The organism is Streptomyces sp. WAC03905 (assembly GCF_057371075.1).
The window spans coordinates 3,781,162-3,801,466 of sequence record NZ_JBXYDZ010000003.1; the positions used below are offsets into that span (position 1 = coordinate 3,781,162).

A 20,305-nucleotide genomic window follows, 5' to 3' on the forward strand; every position below is an offset into this window, starting at 1 on the left:
ATCAGTTGTCCCCGCCGTCCTCTTCCTCGCCGTCGGCGGAGTCGATGTCCTTCTCCAGTCCGAGCTGCTCCGTGAGCCACTTGTCGAACTCGATGGACGCGCGGACCCAGCTGACCGTGGAGGACACGAAGTGCTCCAGGTTGACGCCGGTGCCGATCAGCATCTGCGCCTCGCCGATCAGACGGACGGAGCCGTCGTCGTGCGTGTGGCTGTAGACCTTCGGCCACAGGGTGCGACGGTTCCAGTCGTCGATCGACTCGAGGAGCTGCGGCTTCTCGTCGATCTTGTGCGGACGGTCGTAGAAGGTCCGCACCGAGAAGACCTGCTGCTCCGCTTCGCCGCGGAACATGAAGTACGTCCGGAACTCCTCCCACGGCGCCGCGAGGTCACCCTCGTCGTCGACGACGTACTTGAGCTCCATCTGCTCCAGCAGCTGCTTGACCAGATCCTGGTCGGGGACGACGGGGCCCGCCGGTCCTGTGGCCTGCGGATCGGGCTGCTGCCCTCCGAAGTTCGGAATCGAGGCCGGGTCGATGCTCACCGTGTACTTCCCTTCGTGCGGATACTTGCATCCTCCCCCATCCCGCCCACCCCATGTCCAGCCCGACGGCCACGGATCCGCTGCGGGCGGACAGGAGTGCACCCCGCGCACGTTCCCGTACGCGGGGTGCCCGGTCCCGTACCAGGTCAGAGCTGCTTGCCCACCAGCAGTTCGTCGCCCGCCACGTCGACGCGCACGGTGTCGCCGTCGCGCACCTCGCCGGAGAGGATCTCCCTGGCCAGCCGGTCACCGATCGCCGTCTGGATCAGGCGGCGCAGCGGCCGGGCGCCGTACGCCGGGTCGTTGCCCTTGTCCGCGACCCAGGCCAGGGCCTCGGGGGTGACGTCCAGGGTCAGGCGCCGGTCGGCGAGGCGCCGGGCGAGGCGGCCGATCTGCAGCTCGGCGATGTGCGCCAGCTCGTCCCGGCTCAGCGCGGAGAAGACCACCAGGTCGTCCAGCCGGTTGAGGAACTCCGGCTTGAAGCTCGCCCGGACCACGTCCAGGACCTGCTGCTTCTTCTGGTCGGCGGGGGTGGCCGGGTCCATCAGGAACTGGCTGCCCAGGTTCGAGGTCAGGATCAGGATGGTGTTGCGGAAGTCGACCGTCCGGCCCTGGCCGTCCGTGAGCCGGCCGTCGTCCAGGACCTGGAGCAGGATGTCGAAGACCTCCGGGTGGGCCTTCTCCACCTCGTCGAGGAGCACCACGCTGTACGGGCGGCGCCGGACGGCCTCGGTGAGCTGGCCGCCCTCCTCGTAGCCGACGTAGCCGGGCGGGGCGCCGACGAGCCGGGCCACGCTGTGCTTCTCGGAGTACTCCGACATGTCGATGCGGACCATGGCCCGCTCGTCGTCGAAGAGGAAGTCGGCGAGCGCCTTGGCCAGCTCCGTCTTGCCCACGCCCGTGGGGCCGAGGAAGAGGAACGAGCCGGTCGGCCGGTCCGGGTCGGCGATGCCCGCGCGGGTGCGGCGCACGGCGTCGGAGACGGCCCGTACGGCCTCGGTCTGGCCGATCAGGCGGCGGCCCAGCTCGTCCTCCATGCGGAGCAGCTTCTGGGTCTCGCCCTCCAGCAGGCGGCCCGCGGGGATGCCGGTCCAGGCGCCCACCACGTCCGCGATGTCGTCGGGCCCGACCTCGTCCTTGACCATGGAGTTCTTGGCGCTCTCGGCGGCGGCCTCCTCCTCGGTGGCCTCGGCCAGCTCGCGCTCCAGCTGCGGGATCTCCCCGTAGAGGAGCTTGGAGGCGGTGTCGAAGTCACCGTCGCGCTGGGCGCGCTCGGCCTGGCCGCGCAGGTCGTCCAGGCGCTCCTTGAGCTCGCCCACCCGGTTGAGGGACTGCTTCTCCTTCTCCCAGCGGGCGGTCAGGCCGCGCAGCTCCTCCTCCTTGTCGGCGAGGTCCTTGCGGATCTTGTCGAGACGCTCGCGGGAGGCCGGGTCGGACTCGTTGTTCAGCGCCAGCTCCTCCATCCGCAGGCGGTCCACCGAGCGCTGCAGCTCGTCGATCTCGACGGGCGAGGAGTCGATCTCCATGCGCAGCCGGGACGCGGCCTCGTCCACGAGGTCGATGGCCTTGTCGGGCAGGAAGCGGGAGGTGATGTACCGGTCGGAGAGGGTCGCGGCGGCGACGAGCGCGCTGTCGTTGATGACCACCTTGTGGTGGGCCTCGTAGCGGCCCTTGAGCCCGCGCAGGATCGCGATGGTGTCCTCGACGGACGGCTCGGCGACCAGCACCTGCTGGAAGCGCCGCTCCAGCGCCGGGTCCTTCTCGATGCGCTCGCGGTACTCGTCGAGGGTGGTCGCGCCGACCATGCGGAGCTCACCGCGGGCCAGCATGGGCTTGAGCATGTTGCCGGCGTCCATCGCGGAGTCGCCGCCGGCGCCCGCGCCGACGACCGTGTGCAGCTCGTCGATGAAGGTGATGATCTGGCCCTCGCTGGACTTGATCTCCGCGAGGACGGTCTTGAGCCGCTCCTCGAACTCGCCGCGGTACTTCGCGCCGGCGACCATCGCGCCGAGGTCGAGGGAGACGAGCCGCTTGTTCTTCAGGGACTCGGGCACGTCGCCCTTGACGATGCGCTGGGCCAGGCCCTCGACGACGGCCGTCTTGCCGACGCCGGGCTCGCCGATGAGCACCGGGTTGTTCTTCGTACGGCGCGACAGGACCTGCACGACGCGCCGGATCTCGTGGTCGCGGCCGATGACCGGGTCGAGCTTGCCGTCGCGGGCGGCCGCCGTGAAGTCGGTGCCGAACTTCTCCAGGGCCTTGTACTGGCCCTCGGGGTCGGGGGTGGTCACCCGCCGTGCTCCTCGTGCGTTCTGGAAGGCGTCCAGCAGCTTCTTCGCCGTCGCGCCCTGGGCGGAAAGGACCTCACCGGCCGCGCCGCCCTTGGCGGCGACGGCGATGAGCAGGTGTTCGGTGGAGAGGTAGTCGTCGCCGAGCTTGCCGGCCTCGCTGTCGGCCTCGGCGAGCACGGCGAGCAGTTCGCGCGTGGGCTGCGGGGGCGCGACCGTGGAGCCGGTGACGCTGGGCAGCGCGGCGAGCAGGCGTTCGGCGCCGCTGCGCACGGCGGCCTGGTCGGCGTCCGTGGCGATCAGCAGATCGGTCACGTTCTCGTTGTCCTCGCCGGCGAGCAGCGCCAGCAGCAGGTGCGCGGGGGTCAGGTCCGCGTGGCCTTCCTTGACGGCCCGGCCGGTGGCCGCGTTCAGCGCGTCACGGCTCTTGTTGGTCAGCTCGGCGTCCACTGCGCCTTCTCCTCTCCGGGAAGCAGACTGGTCTGACAGAGTCAGCGTATGCAAAGTTGAGTCTATTCCACTCAAGGCACCTGAGGGGACCGCTTTGGCCGTACCCTTCGGCCCATGTCCCATGACGTACTCAACCCGACGCCCGAGTACCTCGCCTTCTGGCGGGAGCGGCACGTCTGCACGCTGACCACCCCGCGCCCCGACGGCTCCCCGCACGTGGTGCCGGTCGGCGTGACGTACGACCCGGAGGCCGGCCTGGCCCGGGTGATCAGCAACAAGCACAGCAAGAAGGTCCGCAACGTCCTGGCGGCGCAGGAGGCGCCGGACGGACGGGGCGGCGGGGCCCGCGTGGCGGTCTGCCAGATGGAGGGGCGCCGCTGGGCCACGCTGGAGGGCCGTGCGGTGATCCGCGCGGACGAGGCGTCGGTCGCCGACGCGGTGGCGCGCTACGCGGAGCGGTACGGACGGACGCCGTCACCCAATCCCGACCGCGTGGTCATCGAGATCACCCTGGACCGGGCCATGGGGCGCGCCTGAGCCGTTGATTCTTCATCTTGTCCGGTTCACGCACTGGACGGGGGCATCACAACGGCGCCATCGTGGTCAGGTCCACGATGGCGCCGTTGTGTGGGGGTAGCACCTGAGCGATCTGGAACGACGGGGGAATCGCTTCAGGCACTGCGGGGGGTGGCGGTGGTGATGTCGGGTTCGAAGAGCTGGTGGTCCCGCTGATCGAGATTGACGAAGACCATTCCGTAGCGCACCTCGCAGCGCACGGGCTGCGGCGCGCCGCGCGGGCGGCGCAGGCACCGGTAGGCACGTACGTCCTCGTCCTCCTCGCGCACGATGACGATGGGCTGGCCGAACAGGGTGACCATCAACGAGTCGCCGGGGTGGGGGATGGCCGTGGCGAGGTCGATGAACTGCCAGCCCGAGCGGTAGGCCGACGCCATTTCGCGGCGGAAGCCGCGGTCGTCGGGGGTCACGCGGACACCGTCACAGGAGCCTCGGTCCAGCCCGTGTCGTCCTTACCGCCCAGCTCGGCGGCGGTCCAGCCGGTGTCCCCGTACTTGCCCACGGGCGCCGTGGTCCAGCCGGTGTCGAACTCCGTGCTGGTCAGGCTCGTGCCCTGACCGTCCCTAGCGCTCCCCGCGTCACTTTCGACGGCGCTGACTGCCCCAAAAACCGCAACGGCGGAGAAACCTATGGCAAGCACCGAGCGAAGCATTCTCTTGTACATGGTCGGCTTCGTCCTCACTTGATGGAATCCTCTCCCCCGCGTGTCAGACGATGGCTCATTCAGGCACGTCAATGCCACAGGGACGATGCATCATGTTCTTGCATGTTCAGGACCCTGGGGGGTGGAGATTTGACGCGAAACCAGACAAAGGCGACACATCCCCACCCCGTCACGTCCATGTGCGCCGAGGGGACCCGGCTCTACGCGGCTGCCCTGAGCACCGGCCGGATAGCCCGGGGAGAGATCCAGAACGCCCCCTGCCTGCTGGAACTCGCCCTTCTGCAGCCCGACCCCGATGACGCGAACCAGCTCCGCCCGGTTCCTCCGTCCGTGGCTTTGGCTCAACGGCTCCATCCGATTGAACGCGAGATCCAGGACCGCCGACGCAGCGCTGTAGATCTCACCGACACTTTCGAGCCTTTCCTGGCCATCAGCGCACAGAGCCCGGCCAACACCCACGCCATCACGGTGCTGGAGGGTTTCGAGCGGATCAACGCCGCACTGAACCTCGCGACGGCCGAATGCCACACCGAGGTGCTGACGGTCCAGCCGGGCGGAGCGCGGCCCTCCGAGGCCCTCACCCAGGCCCTGGAGCGCGACCAGCCGCTGATCGACCGCGGGGTCAGCATACGGACCCTCTACCAGCACACCGCACGGCACAGCCAGGGCACCCTCGCCTACGTGGACCGGATCTCCACGGGCAAGGTCGAGATCCGCACCCTCGAAGAGCTGATCGAACGCCTGATCATCTTCGACCGCACGGTCGCCTTCATCCCCGTGAGCGACGACCGCCGGGTCGCCCTGGAACTGCGCCACCCCGGCCTCGTCGACTACCTCATCAAGGTGTTCGAGCAGCTCTGGCACCGCGCCGTACCGCTCACCGAGGAGGTGACGTACCGCAGCACCCCCGGCGGCGTCACCGGCGTGCAGCGCACCATCGCCCAGCTGCTCATCGAGGGGCACGTGGACGAGGCCATCGCCCGCCGCCTCGGCATGAACGTCCGCACCTGCCGCGCCCACATCGCCAAGCTCGCCACCACCCTCGGCAGCGGCAGCCGCGCCCAGCTCGGCTACCTCATCGCCCAGTCCGGCATCCTGGGCCGCCCCTCCACCCCCGAGGACTTCGAACACCCGGGCCACGACCCGGGCCGGGAAGGCCTCTAGAAAGCCGTCAGGCCCCGCCCTGGGAGGGGCGGAGCCTGTGGGGGTGCTTCCGGGGCCGGGACGGCCCGCCGGTCAGTCCATCGGCCGCTTGGGGCCGGGACGCCAGACCACCAGGGCGCTGCCCGGCTGCGGAGGCTGGTACGGGACCAGGTCACGCCGGTACGAGGCGTGCACCTGGGCCTCGCGGGCCCGCAGGGTCGCGGCCGCGCCGTCCACCGCCGCGGAGAAGCTCGGCGACGCGCTGCTGGAGCGCGGCGACCTGGTTCTCCAGTTCGATGATCCGCTTGATGCCCGCCAGGTTGATGCCCTCGTCCTGGGACAGCGCCTGCACCGTGCGGAGCAGTTCGATGTCCCGGGCCGAGTAGCGCCGGCCGCGGCCGGCCGTACGGTCCGGGGAGACCAGGCCGAGCCGGTCGTACTGGCGGAGGGTCTGCGGATGCAGACCCGAGAGCTGGGCGGCCACCGAGATCACGTAGACCGGGGTCTCGTCGGTGAGTTGATAGGCACTTCCCAGACGGGAGGACTGTCGTCGGCGGCCGTCCATGTCATGCTCCCTTCGCGGACTCGAACAGCGCGGAGCGCGGGTCCTGCGACTCCGTCGCCTCGCGGTACATCTCCAGCGCCTCGCGTGCCTGGTCGGACAGCTCGGTCGGTACCGCCACCTCGACGGTGACCAGCAGGTCCCCGCGGGTGCCGTCCTTGCGGACCGCTCCCTTGCCGCGGGCCCGCATCGTACGCCCGTTCGGGGTGCCCGGGGGCAGTTTCAGCGTCACGGAAGGACCGTTCAAGGTCGGGACCTTGATGTCGGCGCCCAGGGCCGCCTCCGCGAACGTCACCGGGACGGTCACCGTGAGGTTGTCGTCCTTGCGGCCGAACACCGGGTGGGTCCCGACGTGCACCACCACGTAGAGGTCGCCGGCGGGGCCGCCGCGCTCGCCCGGGGCGCCCTTGCCGCGCAGCCGGATCCGCTGGCCGTCGGAGACGCCCGCCGGGATCCTGACCTGCATCGTGCGCGAGCTGCGGGCACGGCCGCTGCCCTTGCAGACCTCGCAGGGGGTCTCCGCGATCAGGCCGCGGCCCTTGCAGTCCGCGCAGGGGTCGGTCAGCGAGAAGCCGCCGCCGCTGCCCCGCGAGACCTGGCCGGTGCCGACGCAGGTCGGGCACACCCGGGGCGTGCCGTTCTTGTCACCGGTGCCCGAACAGGCCTTGCAGGGCGCCTGCGAGGACATCCGCAGCGGGACCGTGGCCCCGTCCACCGCCTCCGTGAAGGAGAGGGTGACCTCCGACTCGATGTCCTGGCCGCGGCGCGGCTGGGTGCGGGTGCCCGCACCCGGGCCGGCGCCGCGGTTGAAGAGGCCGCCGAAGACGTCGCCCAGGCCGCCGCCGAAGCCGCCTGCCTGACCACCCTGCTGGGTGCCGCCGAACAGGTCGCCCAGGTCGAAGTTGAAGGAGCCGCCGCCGCCCGGCCCCGGGCGGAAGCCGCCGTTGCCGAACAGCGCGCGCGCCTCGTCGTACTCCTTGCGCTTCTTGGCGTCCCCGAGGATGTCGTTCGCCTCGGAGATCTCCTTGAAGCGCTCCTCGGCCGAGGCGTCGCCCTTGTTGGCGTCCGGGTGGAACTCGCGCGCGAGCTTCCGGTACGCCTTCTTGATCTCGGCCTCGGTGGCGTCCTTCGGGACACCGAGGACCTTGTAGTAGTCCTTCTCGACGAAGTCCTTCGTGCTCATCCCCGGTGTCCCTCCTCCCGTGCCTCTACCTGTACTGCGTCAGCCCTTGTCGGCTGCATCCGCGTCCTCGCCGGACGGCTTGTCGCCCTCCGCGGACTCGGACTTGGGGGCCGCGCCCGGCTGGGGCTCGGCCACCGCGACCCGCGCGGGACGGATCGTACGCTCGCCGATCCGGTACCCCGGCTGCAGGATCGCCACGCAGGTCGTCTCGGTGACGTCCGGCGCGTACGAGTGCATCAGGGCCTCGTGGACCGTCGGGTCGAAGGGCTCGCCCTCCTTGCCGAACTGCTGCAGGCCCATCTTGGCGGCGACCGTCTCCAGCGACTCGGCCACCGACTTGAAGCCGCCGACCAGCTCGCCGTGCTCCCGCGCCCGGCCGATGTCGTCGAGCGTCGGCAGGAGCTCCGTCAGGAGGGACGCGACCGCGATCTCCTTGACGGTGATCCGGTCCCGCTCCACCCGGCGGCGGTAGTTCTGGTACTCCGCCTGGAGTCGCTGGAGGTCCGCGGTGCGCTCACCGAGCGCGGTACGGGCCTGGTCCAGCTGCGCCAGCAGGGCCACGTCCTGAGTACTGTCCCCGGCCGGGGCCGCCCCCTCCGCCGTGTCGGCGGAGTCGGCGGCCTTCGGCTCGGCGTCGTCCTGAGCGGCGTCGGCGGGGACTTCGGGCTTCTCGTCGAAGCCCGGGGTCTCCTCCGACATCAGGCAGCGCCACCCTTCGGCTTCTCGTCGTCGACGATCTCGGCGTCGACGACGTCGTCGTCGGCCTTGGCCTGACCCGCGTCACCGGCAGCGGCGCCGGCGGCACCCTGGGCGGCCTGGGCGTCGGCGTAGATCGCCTGGCCGAGCTTCTGGCTGACCGCGGCGAGCTTCTCGGTCGCGCTGCGGATCTCGCCGGTGTCCTCGCCCTTGAGCTTGTCCTTCAGCTCGGCGACGGCGGACTCGACCTCGGTCTTGACCTCGGCCGGGACCTTGTCCTCGTTGTCCTTGACGAACTTCTCGGTCTGGTAGACCAGCTGCTCGCCCTGGTTGCGGGACTCGGCCGCCTCCTTGCGGCGCAGGTCCTCGTCCGCGTACTGCTCCGCCTCCTGGCGCATGCGGTCGACCTCGTCCTTGCCGAGCGAAGAGCCGCCGGTGACGGTCATCTTCTGCTCCTTGCCCGTGCCGAGGTCCTTGGCCGTGACGTGCATGATGCCGTTCGCGTCGATGTCGAAGGAGACCTCGATCTGCGGGACGCCACGCGGGGCCGGCGGCAGGCCGGTCAGCTCGAACATGCCGAGCTTCTTGTTGTACGCCGCGATCTCGCGCTCGCCCTGGTAGACCTGGATCTGCACGGACGGCTGGTTGTCCTCGGCCGTCGTGAAGATCTCGGACCGCTTGGTCGGGATCGTGGTGTTGCGCTCGATGAGCTTGGTCATGATGCCGCCCTTGGTCTCGATGCCGAGGGACAGCGGGGTCACGTCGAGGAGCAGGACGTCCTTGACCTCACCCTTGAGGACACCGGCCTGGAGGGTGGCGCCGATGGCGACGACCTCGTCCGGGTTGACGCCCTTGTTGGCTTCCTGACCGCCGGTCAGCTCCTTGACGAGCTCGGCGACGGCCGGCATGCGGGTGGAGCCGCCGACCAGGACCACGTGGTCGATCTCGGACAGCTGGATGCCGGCGTCCTTGATGACGTTGTGGAACGGGGTCTTGCAGCGGTCGAGCAGGTCCGCGGTCAGCTGCTGGAACTGGGCGCGCGTGAGCTTCTCGTCCAGGTGCAGCGGGCCCTCTGCGGACGCCGTGATGTACGGCAGGTTGATCGTGGTCTCCGTGGAGGAGGACAGCTCGATCTTCGCCTTCTCGGCGGCCTCGCGCAGGCGCTGGAGCGCCATCTTGTCCTTGGAGAGGTCCACGCCGTGACCGTTGGCGAACTGCTTCACCAGGTAGTCGACGACGCGCTGGTCCCAGTCGTCACCACCGAGGTGGTTGTCACCGTTGGTGGCCTTGACCTCGACGACCCCGTCACCGATCTCCAGGAGCGACACGTCGAAGGTGCCGCCACCGAGGTCGAAGACGAGGATGGTCTGGTCGTCCTTGTCGAGACCGTAGGCCAGGGCGGCGGCCGTCGGCTCGTTGACGATGCGCAGGACGTTCAGGCCCGCGATCTCGCCGGCCTCCTTCGTCGCCTGGCGCTCGGAGTCGTTGAAGTAGGCCGGGACGGTGATGACCGCGTCCGTGACCTTCTCGCCCAGGTACGCCTCGGCGTCGCGCTTCAGCTTCTGCAGGATGAAGGCGCTCATCTGCTGCGGGTTGAAGTCCTTGCCATCCAGGTTGATCTTCCAGTCAGTGCCCATGTGGCGCTTGACGGAGCGGATGGTCCGGTCCACGTTCGTGACCGCCTGGCGCTTGGCCACCTCGCCGACGAGGACCTCGCCGTTCTTGGCGAAGGCGACGACGGACGGCGTGGTCCTGGCGCCCTCGGCGTTGGTGATGACGGTGGGCTCGCCGCCTTCCAGAACGCTGACGACGGAGTTAGTGGTGCCCAGGTCGATGCCGACCGCACGTGCCATTTCGATTCCTCCAGCTGACTTGAGTGGAACAGACTCAACCATGCCGTACCGCCGCTCCCGCGTCAACAGAACTGAGTCGGGTCGGCTCAACCTTTAGCTGCCCCTTACGCGCAACCTGGGGTTCTCCGACGGGCGGGGCGGCCGGACGAGGGACCCGCGCCGCGCGGCGCGCCGGGGCCGCGACACCCGTGGGGCAGCGTGCTGGCATGCCCCTCACACCCACCGCCCCCCGGCTGCGGACGCGCCTGCCCGCGGCCCCGCCGGCGAAGCGGGTGTTCGACCTCACCGGGGCGGCGCTCCTGCTGCTCCTGCTCGCGCCGGTGCTGGCCGCGGCCACCGCACTGGCGTACGCGACCACCGGCGGGCGCCCCTTCGCCCGGGAGGCCGCGGCCGGCCTCGCCGGACGCCCGTTCCGCACCTGGCGCTTCGACACGGCCGCGGCGGGGCGGACGGGAGCGCTGCTGGAGCGGTGCGCCCTCGACGGGCTCCCCGGACTGCTGAACGTGGTGCGCGGCGAGATGTCGCTGGTCGGCCCGCGCCCGCAGGCCCGTACGGACCACCCGGAACGACTCCTCGTACGCCCTGGAATGACCGGTTTGTGGCAGGTGAGCGCGCGCTCCGACCTCCCCTGGGAGGAGATGGCGCTGCTCGACCGGCATTATGTGGAGAACCACTGGCTCGGGATGGACCTGGCGATCCTGGCGCGGACCCCGCGGGCGGCCTACCGACAAAGGCTCGCCTGAGCGACACAGATCACCGCACGCTCAGCTACATTGCGGCGTCGGGAATGGGTAACCTCAAGCCTTGACTTCATAAGTTACCGCTTAGTAAGTGCCGCCCGAGGAGCCCTCCCATGCAACTCGCCGCGATCATCGTGTCGCTGGTCCTGACCGTGGTCGGCGTCGCGCTGCTCGCACGAGCCGTGGCGCAGATCTACCGCTTCGTGAAGATCGGTCAGTCCGTGCCGGCCGGCAGCCGCACGGACGACCCGAAGGCCCGGACGCTGACCCTCGTCCGGGAGTTCCTCGGCCACAGCCGCATGAACCGCTGGGGCATCGTCGGCTTCGCGCACTGGTTCGTCGCGATCGGCTTCCTGACGCTCCCGCCGACCCTGGCCCAGGCCTACGGTCAGCTCTTCCAGGCCGACTGGACCCTCCCGGTCCTGGGCGGCTTCCTGCCGTTCGAGCTCTACATCGAGTTCATCGGTCTGATGACGGTCGTCGGCATCCTGGTCCTGATCGCGATCCGCCTGCTCAGCCTGCCCTCGCGGGCCGGCCGCAAGTCGCGCTTCGCGGGCTCGAAGGCCTGGCAGGCGTACTTCGTCGAGTACATCATCCTCACCATCGGCCTCGCGATCCTGTGCCTGCGCGGGCTCGAGGGCGCGATCCACCACGTGGACGGCTGGGAGCCGGCGTACGCGATCTCGTACCCGCTGGTCATGGCCTTCGACGGGCTGTCGGCGAGCGCCCTGCAGAACGCCATCTACTTCACCGCGATGATCAAGATCGGCACCTCGCTGATCTGGATGATCGTGGTCTCGCTCAACACCAACATGGGTGTCGCGTGGCACCGCTTCCTCGGCTTCCCGAACATCTGGTTCAAGCGGAACGCCGACGGCGCGTCCGCGCTGGGCGCGCTCCAGCCGATGACCAGCGGCGGCAAGGAGATCGACTTCGAGGACCCGGGCGAGGACGACAACTTCGGCGTCTCCCAGGTCGAGCAGTTCTCCTGGAAGGGCATCCTCGACTTCTCCACGTGCACCGAGTGCGGTCGCTGCCAGTCGCAGTGCCCCGCCTGGAACACGGGCAAGCCGCTCTCCCCGAAGCTGCTGATCATGTCGCTGCGCGACCACGCGCACGCCAAGGCCCCCTACCTGCTCGCCGGCGGCGGCAAGGACATGGAGGGCAACGAGAAGGCCACCGCCGAGCAGCTCGCGGGCGTCCCCGCCGCGGCGCTGGCGGAGGCCGAGCGCCCGCTGATCGGCACGGTCGAGGAGAACGGCGTCATCGACCCGGACGTGCTGTGGTCCTGCACGACCTGCGGTGCGTGCGTGGAGCAGTGCCCGGTCGACATCGAGCACATCGACCACATCGTCGACATGCGCCGCTACCAGGTGATGATCGAGTCCGCGTTCCCGTCCGAGGCGGGCACGATGCTCAAGAACCTGGAGAAGAAGGGCAACCCCTGGGGCCTGGCGAAGAAGCAGCGCGTCGAGTGGACCAAGGAGGTGGACTTCGAGGTCCCGATCATCGGCAAGGACGCGGAGGACCTCTCCGAGTTCGACTACCTCTACTGGGTCGGCTGCGCCGGCGCCCTGGAGGACCGGGCCAAGAAGACCACGAAGGCCTTCGCGGAGCTGCTGAACATCGCGGGCGTCAAGTTCGCGATCATGGGCGGCGACGAGAAGTGCACCGGTGACTCGCCGCGCCGCCTCGGCAACGAGCCGCTGTTCCAGCAGCTGGGCCAGGAGAACGTGGCCATGCTGAACATGGCGTTCGGCGAGGACGACGACGACCCGGAGACGAAGAAGCCGAAGTCGGCGAAGCGGATCGTCTCGACCTGCCCGCACTGCTTCAACACCATCGCGAACGAGTACCCGCAGCTGGGCGGCGAGTACGAGGTCATCCACCACACGCAGCTGCTCCAGCACCTGATCGACGAGGGCCGGCTGACGCCGGTGACGCCGGTCGACGGTCTGATCACGTACCACGACCCGTGCTACCTGGGCCGGCACAACAAGGTCTACACGCCGCCGCGCGAGATCATGTCGGCCGTCCCGGGCCTGCGCCAGCAGGAGATGCACCGCCACAAGGAGCGGGGCTTCTGCTGTGGCGCCGGTGGCGCGCGGATGTGGATGGAGGAGCGGATCGGCAAGCGCATCAACAACGAGCGCGTCGACGAGGCCCTGTCCCTGAACCCGGACATCGTCTCGACCGCGTGCCCGTTCTGCCTGGTCATGCTGACCGACTCGGTCAACGGCAAGAAGAACGAGGGCCAGGCGAAGGAATCCGTGCAGGTCGTGGACGTCGCCCAGCTGCTGCTGGAGTCGGTCAAGGCCCCGGGCCCGACGGAGGCGGAGCTCGCCGCCCTGGCGGCGGAGGCGGAAGCGGAGGCCGCAGCGGCGGCGAAGGCGGAAGCGGAAGCGGCGGCGAAGGCGAAGGCGGCCGAGGAAGCGACGGCCAAGGCAGCAGCGGAGGCGGCGGCAAAGGCCGAGGCCGAGGCGAAGGCAGCGGCGGAGGCCGAGGCGAAGGCGGCAGCGGACGCCGAGGCACAGCCGGAGGCCGAAGCCAAGGCAACGGCCGAGACCGAGGCGAAGGCCGGGGCACAGCCGGAGGCCGAGGCACAGCCCACCCCGTCCGAGCCGAAGGCCGAGGCGGACGCCAAGCCGGCCGAGGCGGAGCCGAAGGCTGCCACGGAGGCTGAGCCCAAGCCGAAGACCCAGGCGACGCCGCAGGCCGAGGCCAAGAACGAGTCCGAGGCCCCGGCGGCCGAGGCGGAGGCGAAGGCCGACACGGAGGCCGACACCGAGCCGGAGGCTCCGGCCGACGGCGGCGCCGAGGCCGAGCCGAAGCCGAAGGCGAAGGCCGAGGACGCCAAGTAGCCACCAGCTACGGCAGCACGCACACACCGGAACGGCCGGTCCCCACCCCGGGGGCCGGCCGTTCCGGCATTGCAGCAGCAGCCCCGGGCCCGACCCGCAGGGGCCCGGGGCGACCACCGAGGTCCGGACCGCGGCCGAAGACCGCACCCACCGGGTGGGAACTCAGCGGGCCGAGGTCACGGCCGCAGGCCGAGACGGCGTGCGCGGCCAAGGCCGAGCCCCGGCCCGGAGGGCTGACACGGGCCGCAGGCCGGCGACCCGAGCCGGAGGCGAAAGCCCACTCGGCACCACGCCCACCGGAACGGCCGGTCCCCACCCCGGGGGCCGGCCGTTCCGGCATTGCAGCAGCACCCCCGGGCCCCACCCGCAGGGGCGCCGCAGAGCGCCGGAGTCCGGCCGAGCCAAGGCCGAGCCCCGGCCTGGAGGGCTGACACGGGGCCGCAGGCCGGGCCGACCCGAGCCGGAGGCGAAAGCGCACTCGGTACCACGCACACACCGTTCCGGCATTGCGGTGCGTCAGTGCAGGGCGGTGAAGCCGAGTCCGGCGGCGTTCGTCGACGCGGCTCCGCCGACGCCGTGGCCCGTCCGCTTCGGCGCGGCCACCGTGTACTTCTCGATCAGCCTGCCGTCGAAGTCGTAGACCCAGCTGTTCCCGCCGCGCTCGCCGTCGATGACGACGAACTTCACGCGCTTGCCGTCCTGGACCAGCTTGTACGTCCAGCCGTCGCTCTGCGTGCTCGGACGCTTCAGGTCGACGGCCCCGAGGACGTTGCCGGTCGGCATGGAGATCACGGCGTACGGTCCGCGCCGCCCGTCGACCAGCTTCGCGATCCTCCCGTCCGGCAGGGCGACCCGTACGGAGCTCTCCGCCTTCCCGTGCTCGCGCACCTCCGGCTTCGGCGCCGGCTTCGGCGCCCCGTCCAGCCACGACGTCACCGTCCCGTTCGGATGGAGCACCACGTGCAGGCCGTTGCTCTGCCCGTACGCCGCCGCGCCGCCCCGGCCGACCAGGGTGTCCAGCTTGGCGCCGCCCGCGTGGATGTCGGCCTCGAAGTGGGCCCCGCCGACCCGGTAGACCTTGGCGACGGAGCCGTCCGCGAGCTTCACGGCGGTGACGAGGGTGCGCGCGGGCGCCACCCGCGAGTCCACCGGCGGCTGCCCGGGCACGTCGGCCGGGGAGTCCGCGAAGGCGGCCCCGGCCGGGAGCGCCAGGACGGTGGCCGCGCCGGTGATGACGGCGGCGGTACGGAGGGTGGTTCGGCGAGTGCTGCGCATGATGGGACTCTTCCTCGGGCTCGTTCGTGTTCGTTCGTGCTGCGTGGAGTCGACGCAGACGAAGCTACGGGCCCGATATGTGCGTATTCCATCGGCAATGTAACGAAGAGCCGCAGAACGCTACGCAACCACGTAAACCGGACACCCGCCCGAGCCTCTCCAGGGGTGGGGACCACCCCCCGGGGATCCCCTAAGGGATGTCACAGGTCAGCCGCAAAGCGTGCCTTATCCGGCTCCCCGGCCACCGGAGCCCGCCGGACCAGGTACGTTCGATCACGTGGCTGGATTCAGGATGGGACGCGGCCGGGACAACAACCGCGCTCCCCAACAACCCCCGCAGCAGCAGCAGTCGTACGGTCAGCAGCAACCGCCGCCGTACGGCCAGCCGTCCTACCCTCCCGCCGGCGGGCCGCCACCGCAGCAGCAGTGGCCGCAGCCGAACGCCGGGGGCCACGGCGAGCCGGAGTACTTCGACCCGTACGGGCAGCAGCACCCGCACGCGCAGCAGCCCCCGTACGGCCACGGCGGAGGTGGCGGCGGCGGTGGCGGCAACTACAGCAACGACAATCCCGGGCACACCCAGGTCTTCGCCGTCGGCGAGGACCCGTACAGCCAGGGCGCGACGTACCACGCGGGCGCTGCCGCGGCGGCACCCTCCGGGCCGCGGCTGCCGTGGAAGGAACTGCTCCGCGGCATCGTGACGCGGCCGGGCCAGACCTTCCTCCAGATGCGCGACTACCCCGTCTGGGGTCCGGCGCTGATCGTGACCTTCCTCTACGGTCTCCTCGCGGTCTTCGGCCTCGACGACGCCCGCCAGGACGTGATCAACGCGACCCTCTCCAAGGCCGTCCCGATCGTGCTGTCGGCCGGCGTGGCCTTCGTGATCTGCGGTCTGCTGCTGGGCGCGGTCACGCACACCCTGGCCCGCCAGATGGGCGGCGACGGCGCTTGGCAGCCCACCGTGGGCCTGTCGATGCTGGTCATGTCCATCACGGACGCCCCGCGCCTGCTCTTCGCGGTGTTCCTCGGCGGCGACAACATGATCGTCCAGGTGCTGGGCTGGGCGACCTGGGTCGCCGCCGGCGCCCTCTTCACCTCGCTGATCAGCAAGTCGCACGACCTGCCGTGGCCCAAGGCGCTCGGCGCCTCCGCGATCCAGCTGATCGCCCTGCTGTCGATCATCAAGCTGGGCACGATCTAGGCAGGACGCACCACGCCCACGCGCGAGGGGCCCCCGGCAACAGCCGGGGGCCCCTCGCGCACGGCGCGCAACCGCGACGACCAGACGATCAGGCGTCGAGGACCTGGCCCTCACGCTTGACGACGGGCGGCTCGACCGACCACGGGAAGTTGATCCACTCGTCGGTCTTCTTCCACACGTACTCGCACTTCACGAGGGAGTGGGACTTCTCGTAGATGACGGCGGAGCGCACCTCGGCGACGTGGCCGAGGCAGAAGTCGTGCACCAGCTTCAGCGTCTTGCCGGTGTCGGCGACGTCGTCGGCGATGAGGACCTTCTTGTCGGTGAAGTCGATCGCCTCGGGCACGGGCGCCAGCATGACCGGCATCTCCAGCGTGGTGCCGACGCCGGTGTAGAACTCCACGTTCACCAGGTGGATGTTCTTGCAGTCCAGGGCGTACGCCAGGCCGCCGGCGACGAACACGCCGCCGCGGGCGATGCTCAGGATGATGTCGGGCTCGTAGCCGTCGTCGGCGATGGTCTGCGCCAGCTCGCGCACGGCTGCGCCGAAGCCCTCGTAGGTCAGGTTCTCGCGTACTGCGTCGCTCATGCCTCGTGCCTCACCTGGGTGCGGTGGAAGTTCTGGAAGGAGCGCGAGGCGGTCGGCCCGCGCTGCCCCTGGTACCTGGAGCCGTACCGCTCGCTGCCGTACGGGAACTCCGCGGGCGAGCTGAGCCGGAACATGCACAGCTGCCCGATCTTCATGCCCGGCCAGAGCTTGATCGGCAGCGTGGCGAGGTTCGACAGCTCCAGGGTCACGTGACCCGAGAAGCCCGGGTCGATGAACCCGGCGGTCGAGTGCGTCACGAGGCCGAGGCGGCCCAGGCTGGACTTGCCCTCCAGCCGGGAGGCGATGTCGTCGGGCAGCGAGATGACCTCGTAGGTCGACGCCAGGACGAACTCACCGGGATGCAGGATGAACGCCTCGTCCCCCTCGGGCTCGACCATCCGCGTCAGGTCCGGCTGCTCGACCGCGGGATCGATGTGGGCGTAGCGGTGGTTCTCGAACACCCGGAAGAACCGGTCGAGACGCACGTCGATGCTGGAGGGCTGCACCATCGCCTCGTCGAACGGGTCGATGCGAACCCGTCCGCTGTCCAGCTCGGCCCGGATGTCTTTGTCAGAGAGAAGCACCTCCCGAGGATACGCAGAGCGCGCGGGCCTCCCCCAATCGAGAGGGACCGCCCGCGCGCCCGGCCGTACGTCTCGCACCCGCGCTCAGCGCTTGGGCGCACCGCCGACGGGCACGGCCTGCCGCAGGCGCGCGCACCGCGGACACCGCAGCAGCCGCCCGGGCCCGATCCGGCCGGCACCGAGGTGCTGCAGCGGGAAGGAGGCGGTACTGAAAACGTGCCCTTCGGCACAACGGACGACGGTGTGCTCCATCGAGTCCCTTTCCCCAACGAGCCATTCTGCGACGAATCGCCACATTAGGGGATGATCCGCACCCGCTCCAGCCGCCGCGCTCCGCACGACACGGTACGCCCCAACTCCCGCTCCCACACGCCCCGGTGCACACGACAGACAACAGCGACCCCGCGGCACATTCGCCGGGGGTCGATCATGGGGTAGAGTGTGCAACGGTAGGGATCCAGGCAACTGGCCCTCTGCGCGGATGTAGTTTAATGGTAGAACATGAGCTTCCCAAGCTTATAGCGCGGGTTCGATTCCCGTCATCCGCTCCACGACAAAGCCCCAGGTCAACGACCCGGGGCTTTTGTGTTGTCTAGATCTATTCAGAAATCCCGCACTACTTGACCCCTAACCGGCGTGCTCAGCTGCCTTCTGCCGGGCGGGCCCGCACAACGGTGCCCCCGACGGAGGGAAGAGAGTCCGACCGCCTCGACAAACCGAGGCCCAGCCATCGGGAACCCTCGCGTCCGAGCTCTCACTCCAACCCGGTGGCTTCGAGATGGGCGAGGAAGGCCGCAACGAGTCGGGGCCGCGTCACTTCGGGGACTGTGGCGTCGGGCAGGTCCTCCTCCAGCACCCATGCCGTGTTGAACGTCATCGCCACGCCCTCCGGGACGACGTGCTCCCGGAGCCAGCCGACGAAGTTCGCAGTCGCTCGGGCTGTGGAGTCGAGGATCGAGATGCCTTCGGGCCGGATCCGCGCGTACCCTTCCAGCTCTTCTCCTTCGAGGGTGATGCCATAGTGCATGGCCGATCCTCGGATCTGTCCGCCTTCCTGGATCCGGATGAACTCGTCCGGATCGCGCTCCAGGAGCCTGGCCTTCAGGCTGGCGTACGTCAGCCCCCAGGTCTGGCCCTCTATGGGGGTGAAGACATACATGGTGCGCAGTTCGGCGAGCTGGGACGCGTCCACGGTTGTACTCCTTGGCGTGCAGGGTGGGTCAGGGAACGTAGCGGGCATAACCCTTGACGCCGTATGCCGCCGTCATCACGCGCCAGTAGGCGACTGAGTCGGATTTTGTTGGTGACCGTTTCCACTCCGCGCATCTCGGTGTTGCGGGGATCGTTCAGTGCGGCGGCGTACTTCTGCAACTCGTTCCGGTCGGGGTCGAACAGGAACTCCTTCTTTCCCGTCCGGTGGTTGGCATGGGCTCTTCGAGCGCCCGGTAACACTTCTTGCCCGGATTGTTGACGTACTTGGCTTCGACTGCCATGCCATCGCTGTCGCGGAAGCCATCCACCATCAGAGTGGTGCCCTTGCCCTTGCCCGTGCCGGGGGCGATGGGCACTTCGTACTCGGGATAGCCGGCCACCCGCAGTTGATAGGCGACCTCAGCGGGCCGGCCGCCCGAGACGTCGCCCGCACGCAGCGAGTTCAGCCAGGTCTGGAAGTTCTGCTGCTGCGGCACCGTGAGGGGAGGGAACCGTGGATTGCGTGGTGTCGGGGGCACTGTCGGCTGCACTCGTGGCCCGTTCGCGGGGCGGTAGGCCACTGGGACCAGCTGTCCCTGCCGCCGTACACGAAGTGGATGCGGGGGGGGGATGACCGACATCCGGCCGTGGCTGACCGGTCCGGCCATCGGCTGTCGCGGATCACGGCTCGTCCCGACCGCTACGAGCCCTGGGCGCTCCAGGTCGTCGAATTCTCCGGCGTCGCATCGCCGGCATCACCGCCCTCCGCGACACCGCACGCGTCTTCCCGCTGTTCGGCCTTCCGGATCGGCTGAGCGCCGAGTCCGGCCCCGGCGTCCCGGCCTGATCACTCGCCGCTGTCCTCCGCCGGAGGGCCGACCAGCCGAGCAGTCACCGCCGTCAGCCACAGGAGGCCGAGGGCGGCGCCTGCGGTGAACGCCAGGACGGAGGCAGCCGAGGCCATGAAGCCGGCCAGCACGAGCGCGGGCACGACGCGGGACGCGACGCCCCAGCCCCGCAGGCCCCGGGCAGCGAGCGGACGGGCCAGGACGACGAAAGCGGCGCACAGGGCGAGATAGCCGATCATTCCACCGAGCATGTGGACCGCGCCGTGCGCGCTCATCCCGGCCGCTTCGGGCGATCCTGCGGGGAAGCCCGCCCCGGCGTCGGCGGGGAAGGCCGCCGCGACCCAGAAGGAGACGCCGAAGACGCCGACCATGGCCGGCCCCCACGTTCCGCCCGGCGCGCCGCGCAGCGCCCGCCCGAGTCCCGCCGCACCGAGGATCAGCAGCGCCCCGGTGAGCAGGAAGTTCGCCGTCTGGAGCCAGCCCGACTCGCCGAGTGCCAGCTGACTGATCGCGTTCCTGCTGAAGTCGAATCCGTCGCGCGCGAAGCCCTGGGCGAGCCCGGCCGCCAGGAACAGCGGACCCGCGACCATGCCGCCGGCCACGGACCACGGTGCGACGGGCCGTGAGGCGGGCACCGCACGGGCTCGGCGGGTCGGAGCGGGGAGCGTGTCAGTCATGGCAGGGCCTTCCTCGCGACAGGGTTCTCGCCCATATGACCGACGGCGGAGGGCGGAGTCATCGCTCCGCGCAGTGTGCGCCGGATCACACCCGCCCGGCCGGCCCCCCGCGCGGCCCACGTGGTGGTGGAGCACCGCGATCGCGGACTCCGAGGTGCGCCGGCCCACGAGGATGCCGGTGCCCGTCGTCGCCGTCATCGCGAGGAGGCTGATCGTCTCCGTGCGGGCGTCGGCGTCGAGGCTGTCGATGAAGGGAGCAGCGCCTCCACCGTGGCGCGCGGACCCGGGTCCGGGCCGAGATCGTCGCAGCGGCCGGGCACGGCCGGCAGATCGACCACCCCGACGTGGTCGACGCGCGGATGCCGTCCGTCATGGAGGACGCC

Annotated in this window: 19 protein-coding genes, 1 tRNA gene and 3 pseudogenes; 7 read left to right on the top strand and 16 right to left on the bottom strand. The window is 70.1% G+C overall.

The window, feature by feature from the left end; genetic code table 11:
• Position 1: 1 nt before the first annotated feature.
• The gene (locus AC2RP6_RS19515; RefSeq protein WP_030026713.1) at positions 2–541 is read right to left on the bottom strand and encodes a YbjN domain-containing protein; all 540 of its coding nucleotides are present in this window, start codon (positions 539–541) and stop codon (positions 2–4) included.
• A 146-nt stretch (positions 542–687) separates the two neighbouring features.
• The gene (gene clpB, locus AC2RP6_RS19520; RefSeq protein ID WP_486447356.1) at positions 688–3,279 is read right to left on the bottom strand and encodes an ATP-dependent chaperone ClpB; all 2,592 of its coding nucleotides are present in this window, start codon (positions 3,277–3,279) and stop codon (positions 688–690) included.
• Between the two features lie 114 nt (positions 3,280–3,393).
• Between clpB and AC2RP6_RS19525 the strand changes: the two genes are divergently transcribed.
• Complete coding sequence (locus tag AC2RP6_RS19525; RefSeq protein WP_486447357.1) at positions 3,394–3,816, top strand: pyridoxamine 5'-phosphate oxidase family protein; 423 nt, start codon at positions 3,394–3,396, stop codon at positions 3,814–3,816.
• Positions 3,817–3,950: 134 nt separating this feature from the next.
• Here the strand turns inward: AC2RP6_RS19525 and AC2RP6_RS19530 are convergent, their stop codons facing one another.
• Positions 3,951–4,232, bottom strand: a complete 282-nt coding sequence (locus AC2RP6_RS19530; protein ID WP_051734285.1) for a Rieske (2Fe-2S) protein — start codon at positions 4,230–4,232, stop codon at positions 3,951–3,953.
• A gap of 29 nt (positions 4,233–4,261) precedes the next feature.
• A complete protein-coding gene (locus tag AC2RP6_RS19535) occupies positions 4,262–4,537 on the bottom strand; it encodes a hypothetical protein (protein ID WP_486447358.1) in 276 nt (91 codons plus the stop codon).
• Positions 4,538–4,621: 84 nt separating this feature from the next.
• On the opposite strand from AC2RP6_RS19535, the gene AC2RP6_RS19540 reads away from it, so the two are divergent.
• Complete coding sequence (locus AC2RP6_RS19540; protein ID WP_486447359.1) at positions 4,622–5,683, top strand: helix-turn-helix transcriptional regulator; 1,062 nt, start codon at positions 4,622–4,624, stop codon at positions 5,681–5,683.
• A gap of 72 nt (positions 5,684–5,755) precedes the next feature.
• Here the strand turns inward: AC2RP6_RS19540 and AC2RP6_RS19545 are convergent.
• The 4 genes and pseudogenes from AC2RP6_RS19545 to dnaK form a co-directional block, all read right to left on the bottom strand.
• A pseudogene (locus tag AC2RP6_RS19545) lies at positions 5,756–6,227 on the bottom strand (heat shock protein transcriptional repressor HspR).
• Between the two features lies 1 nt (position 6,228).
• On the bottom strand, positions 6,229–7,407 hold the full coding sequence (gene dnaJ / locus AC2RP6_RS19550) for a molecular chaperone DnaJ (RefSeq protein WP_486447360.1): 1,179 nt from the start codon (positions 7,405–7,407) through the stop codon (positions 6,229–6,231).
• Positions 7,408–7,446: 39 nt separating this feature from the next.
• The gene (gene grpE, locus AC2RP6_RS19555) at positions 7,447–8,106 is read right to left on the bottom strand and encodes a nucleotide exchange factor GrpE (RefSeq protein ID WP_486447361.1); all 660 of its coding nucleotides are present in this window, start codon (positions 8,104–8,106) and stop codon (positions 7,447–7,449) included.
• Entirely contained in the window at positions 8,106–9,956 is a 1,851-nt protein-coding gene (dnaK, locus tag AC2RP6_RS19560; protein WP_486447362.1) for a molecular chaperone DnaK, read from the bottom strand. The genes grpE and dnaK overlap by 1 nt, the downstream gene beginning before the upstream one ends.
• Before the next feature lie 206 nt (positions 9,957–10,162).
• On the opposite strand from dnaK, the gene AC2RP6_RS19565 reads away from it, so the two are divergent.
• Entirely contained in the window at positions 10,163–10,699 is a 537-nt protein-coding gene (locus tag AC2RP6_RS19565; protein ID WP_486447363.1) for a sugar transferase, read from the top strand.
• A 110-nt stretch (positions 10,700–10,809) separates the two neighbouring features.
• Positions 10,810–13,017: pseudogene (locus AC2RP6_RS19570) on the top strand ((Fe-S)-binding protein); the annotation flags it as partial.
• A 1,056-nt stretch (positions 13,018–14,073) separates the two neighbouring features.
• Here AC2RP6_RS19570 and AC2RP6_RS19575 read toward each other — a convergent pair.
• Positions 14,074–14,832 carry a hypothetical protein gene (locus tag AC2RP6_RS19575; protein WP_486447364.1) on the bottom strand — a complete coding sequence of 253 codons (759 nt, stop codon included), beginning with the start codon at positions 14,830–14,832 and terminating at the stop codon, positions 14,074–14,076.
• 277 nt (positions 14,833–15,109) lie between these two features.
• Between AC2RP6_RS19575 and AC2RP6_RS19580 the strand changes: the two genes are divergently transcribed.
• On the top strand, positions 15,110–16,033 hold the full coding sequence (locus tag AC2RP6_RS19580; protein WP_486447365.1) for a Yip1 family protein: 924 nt from the start codon (positions 15,110–15,112) through the stop codon (positions 16,031–16,033).
• Between the two features lie 88 nt (positions 16,034–16,121).
• On the opposite strand, the gene AC2RP6_RS19585 is transcribed toward AC2RP6_RS19580, so the two are convergent.
• The 3 genes from AC2RP6_RS19585 to AC2RP6_RS19595 form a co-directional block, all read right to left on the bottom strand.
• Positions 16,122–16,622, bottom strand: coding sequence for a phosphoribosyltransferase (locus tag AC2RP6_RS19585; RefSeq protein ID WP_030647900.1), 501 nt, complete (start codon positions 16,620–16,622; stop codon positions 16,122–16,124).
• Positions 16,619–17,206: a dCTP deaminase gene (gene dcd, locus AC2RP6_RS19590; protein ID WP_030647898.1), complete on the bottom strand. Its 588-nt coding sequence runs from the start codon at positions 17,204–17,206 to the stop codon at positions 16,619–16,621. Before dcd ends, AC2RP6_RS19585 begins: the two co-directional genes overlap by 4 nt.
• An 84-nt stretch (positions 17,207–17,290) precedes the next feature.
• Entirely contained in the window at positions 17,291–17,503 is a 213-nt protein-coding gene (locus AC2RP6_RS19595; RefSeq protein WP_078658298.1) for a hypothetical protein, read from the bottom strand.
• Positions 17,504–17,683: 180 nt separating this feature from the next.
• On the opposite strand from AC2RP6_RS19595, the gene AC2RP6_RS19600 reads away from it, so the two are divergent.
• A tRNA-Gly gene (locus tag AC2RP6_RS19600) sits at positions 17,684–17,757 on the top strand.
• 203 nt (positions 17,758–17,960) lie between these two features.
• On the opposite strand, the gene AC2RP6_RS19605 is transcribed toward AC2RP6_RS19600, so the two are convergent.
• From AC2RP6_RS19605 to AC2RP6_RS19615, 3 genes are read right to left on the bottom strand one after another with little or no spacing between them, the layout of a single operon-like run.
• Positions 17,961–18,398, bottom strand: a complete 438-nt coding sequence (locus AC2RP6_RS19605) for a hypothetical protein (RefSeq protein WP_486447366.1) — start codon at positions 18,396–18,398, stop codon at positions 17,961–17,963.
• Positions 18,344–18,658 (bottom strand): restriction endonuclease fold toxin-2 domain-containing protein, encoded by a 315-nt coding sequence (locus AC2RP6_RS19610; RefSeq protein ID WP_486447367.1) that lies wholly within the window; start codon positions 18,656–18,658, stop codon positions 18,344–18,346. The genes AC2RP6_RS19605 and AC2RP6_RS19610 overlap by 55 nt, the downstream gene beginning before the upstream one ends.
• Positions 18,553–18,894 carry a restriction endonuclease fold toxin-2 domain-containing protein gene (locus tag AC2RP6_RS19615; protein ID WP_486447368.1) on the bottom strand — a complete coding sequence of 114 codons (342 nt, stop codon included), beginning with the start codon at positions 18,892–18,894 and terminating at the stop codon, positions 18,553–18,555. The genes AC2RP6_RS19610 and AC2RP6_RS19615 overlap by 106 nt, the downstream gene beginning before the upstream one ends.
• A 93-nt stretch (positions 18,895–18,987) precedes the next feature.
• On the opposite strand from AC2RP6_RS19615, the pseudogene AC2RP6_RS19620 reads away from it, so the two are divergent.
• Positions 18,988–19,244, top strand: a pseudogene (locus tag AC2RP6_RS19620) (RNA polymerase subunit sigma-70); the annotation flags it as partial.
• Here the strand turns inward: AC2RP6_RS19620 and AC2RP6_RS19625 are convergent.
• The gene (locus AC2RP6_RS19625) at positions 19,245–19,922 is read right to left on the bottom strand and encodes a DUF998 domain-containing protein (RefSeq protein WP_486447369.1); all 678 of its coding nucleotides are present in this window, start codon (positions 19,920–19,922) and stop codon (positions 19,245–19,247) included.
• Positions 19,923–20,305 lie beyond the last annotated feature (383 nt).

What these genes read in the sequence shown, in the direction of transcription:
- dnaK (WP_486447362.1), bottom strand. Translation starts at nt 9,956, where the DNA reads ATGGCACGTGCGGTCGGCATCGACCTGGGCACCACTAACTCCGTCGTC.
- AC2RP6_RS19565 (WP_486447363.1), top strand. Translation starts at nt 10,163, where the DNA reads ATGCCCCTCACACCCACCGCCCCCCGGCTGCGGACGCGCCTGCCCGCG.
- AC2RP6_RS19625 (WP_486447369.1), bottom strand. Translation starts at nt 19,922, where the DNA reads ATGACTGACACGCTCCCCGCTCCGACCCGCCGAGCCCGTGCGGTGCCC.
- AC2RP6_RS19585 (WP_030647900.1), bottom strand. Translation starts at nt 16,622, where the DNA reads ATGAGCGACGCAGTACGCGAGAACCTGACCTACGAGGGCTTCGGCGCA.
- AC2RP6_RS19540 (WP_486447359.1), top strand. Translation starts at nt 4,622, where the DNA reads ATGTTCAGGACCCTGGGGGGTGGAGATTTGACGCGAAACCAGACAAAG.
- AC2RP6_RS19530 (WP_051734285.1), bottom strand. Translation starts at nt 4,232, where the DNA reads ATGGCGTCGGCCTACCGCTCGGGCTGGCAGTTCATCGACCTCGCCACG.
- grpE (WP_486447361.1), bottom strand. Translation starts at nt 8,106, where the DNA reads ATGTCGGAGGAGACCCCGGGCTTCGACGAGAAGCCCGAAGTCCCCGCC.
- dnaJ (WP_486447360.1), bottom strand. Translation starts at nt 7,407, where the DNA reads ATGAGCACGAAGGACTTCGTCGAGAAGGACTACTACAAGGTCCTCGGT.
- AC2RP6_RS19575 (WP_486447364.1), bottom strand. Translation starts at nt 14,832, where the DNA reads ATGCGCAGCACTCGCCGAACCACCCTCCGTACCGCCGCCGTCATCACC.
- AC2RP6_RS19595 (WP_078658298.1), bottom strand. Translation starts at nt 17,503, where the DNA reads ATGTGGCGATTCGTCGCAGAATGGCTCGTTGGGGAAAGGGACTCGATG.
- AC2RP6_RS19525 (WP_486447357.1), top strand. Translation starts at nt 3,394, where the DNA reads ATGTCCCATGACGTACTCAACCCGACGCCCGAGTACCTCGCCTTCTGG.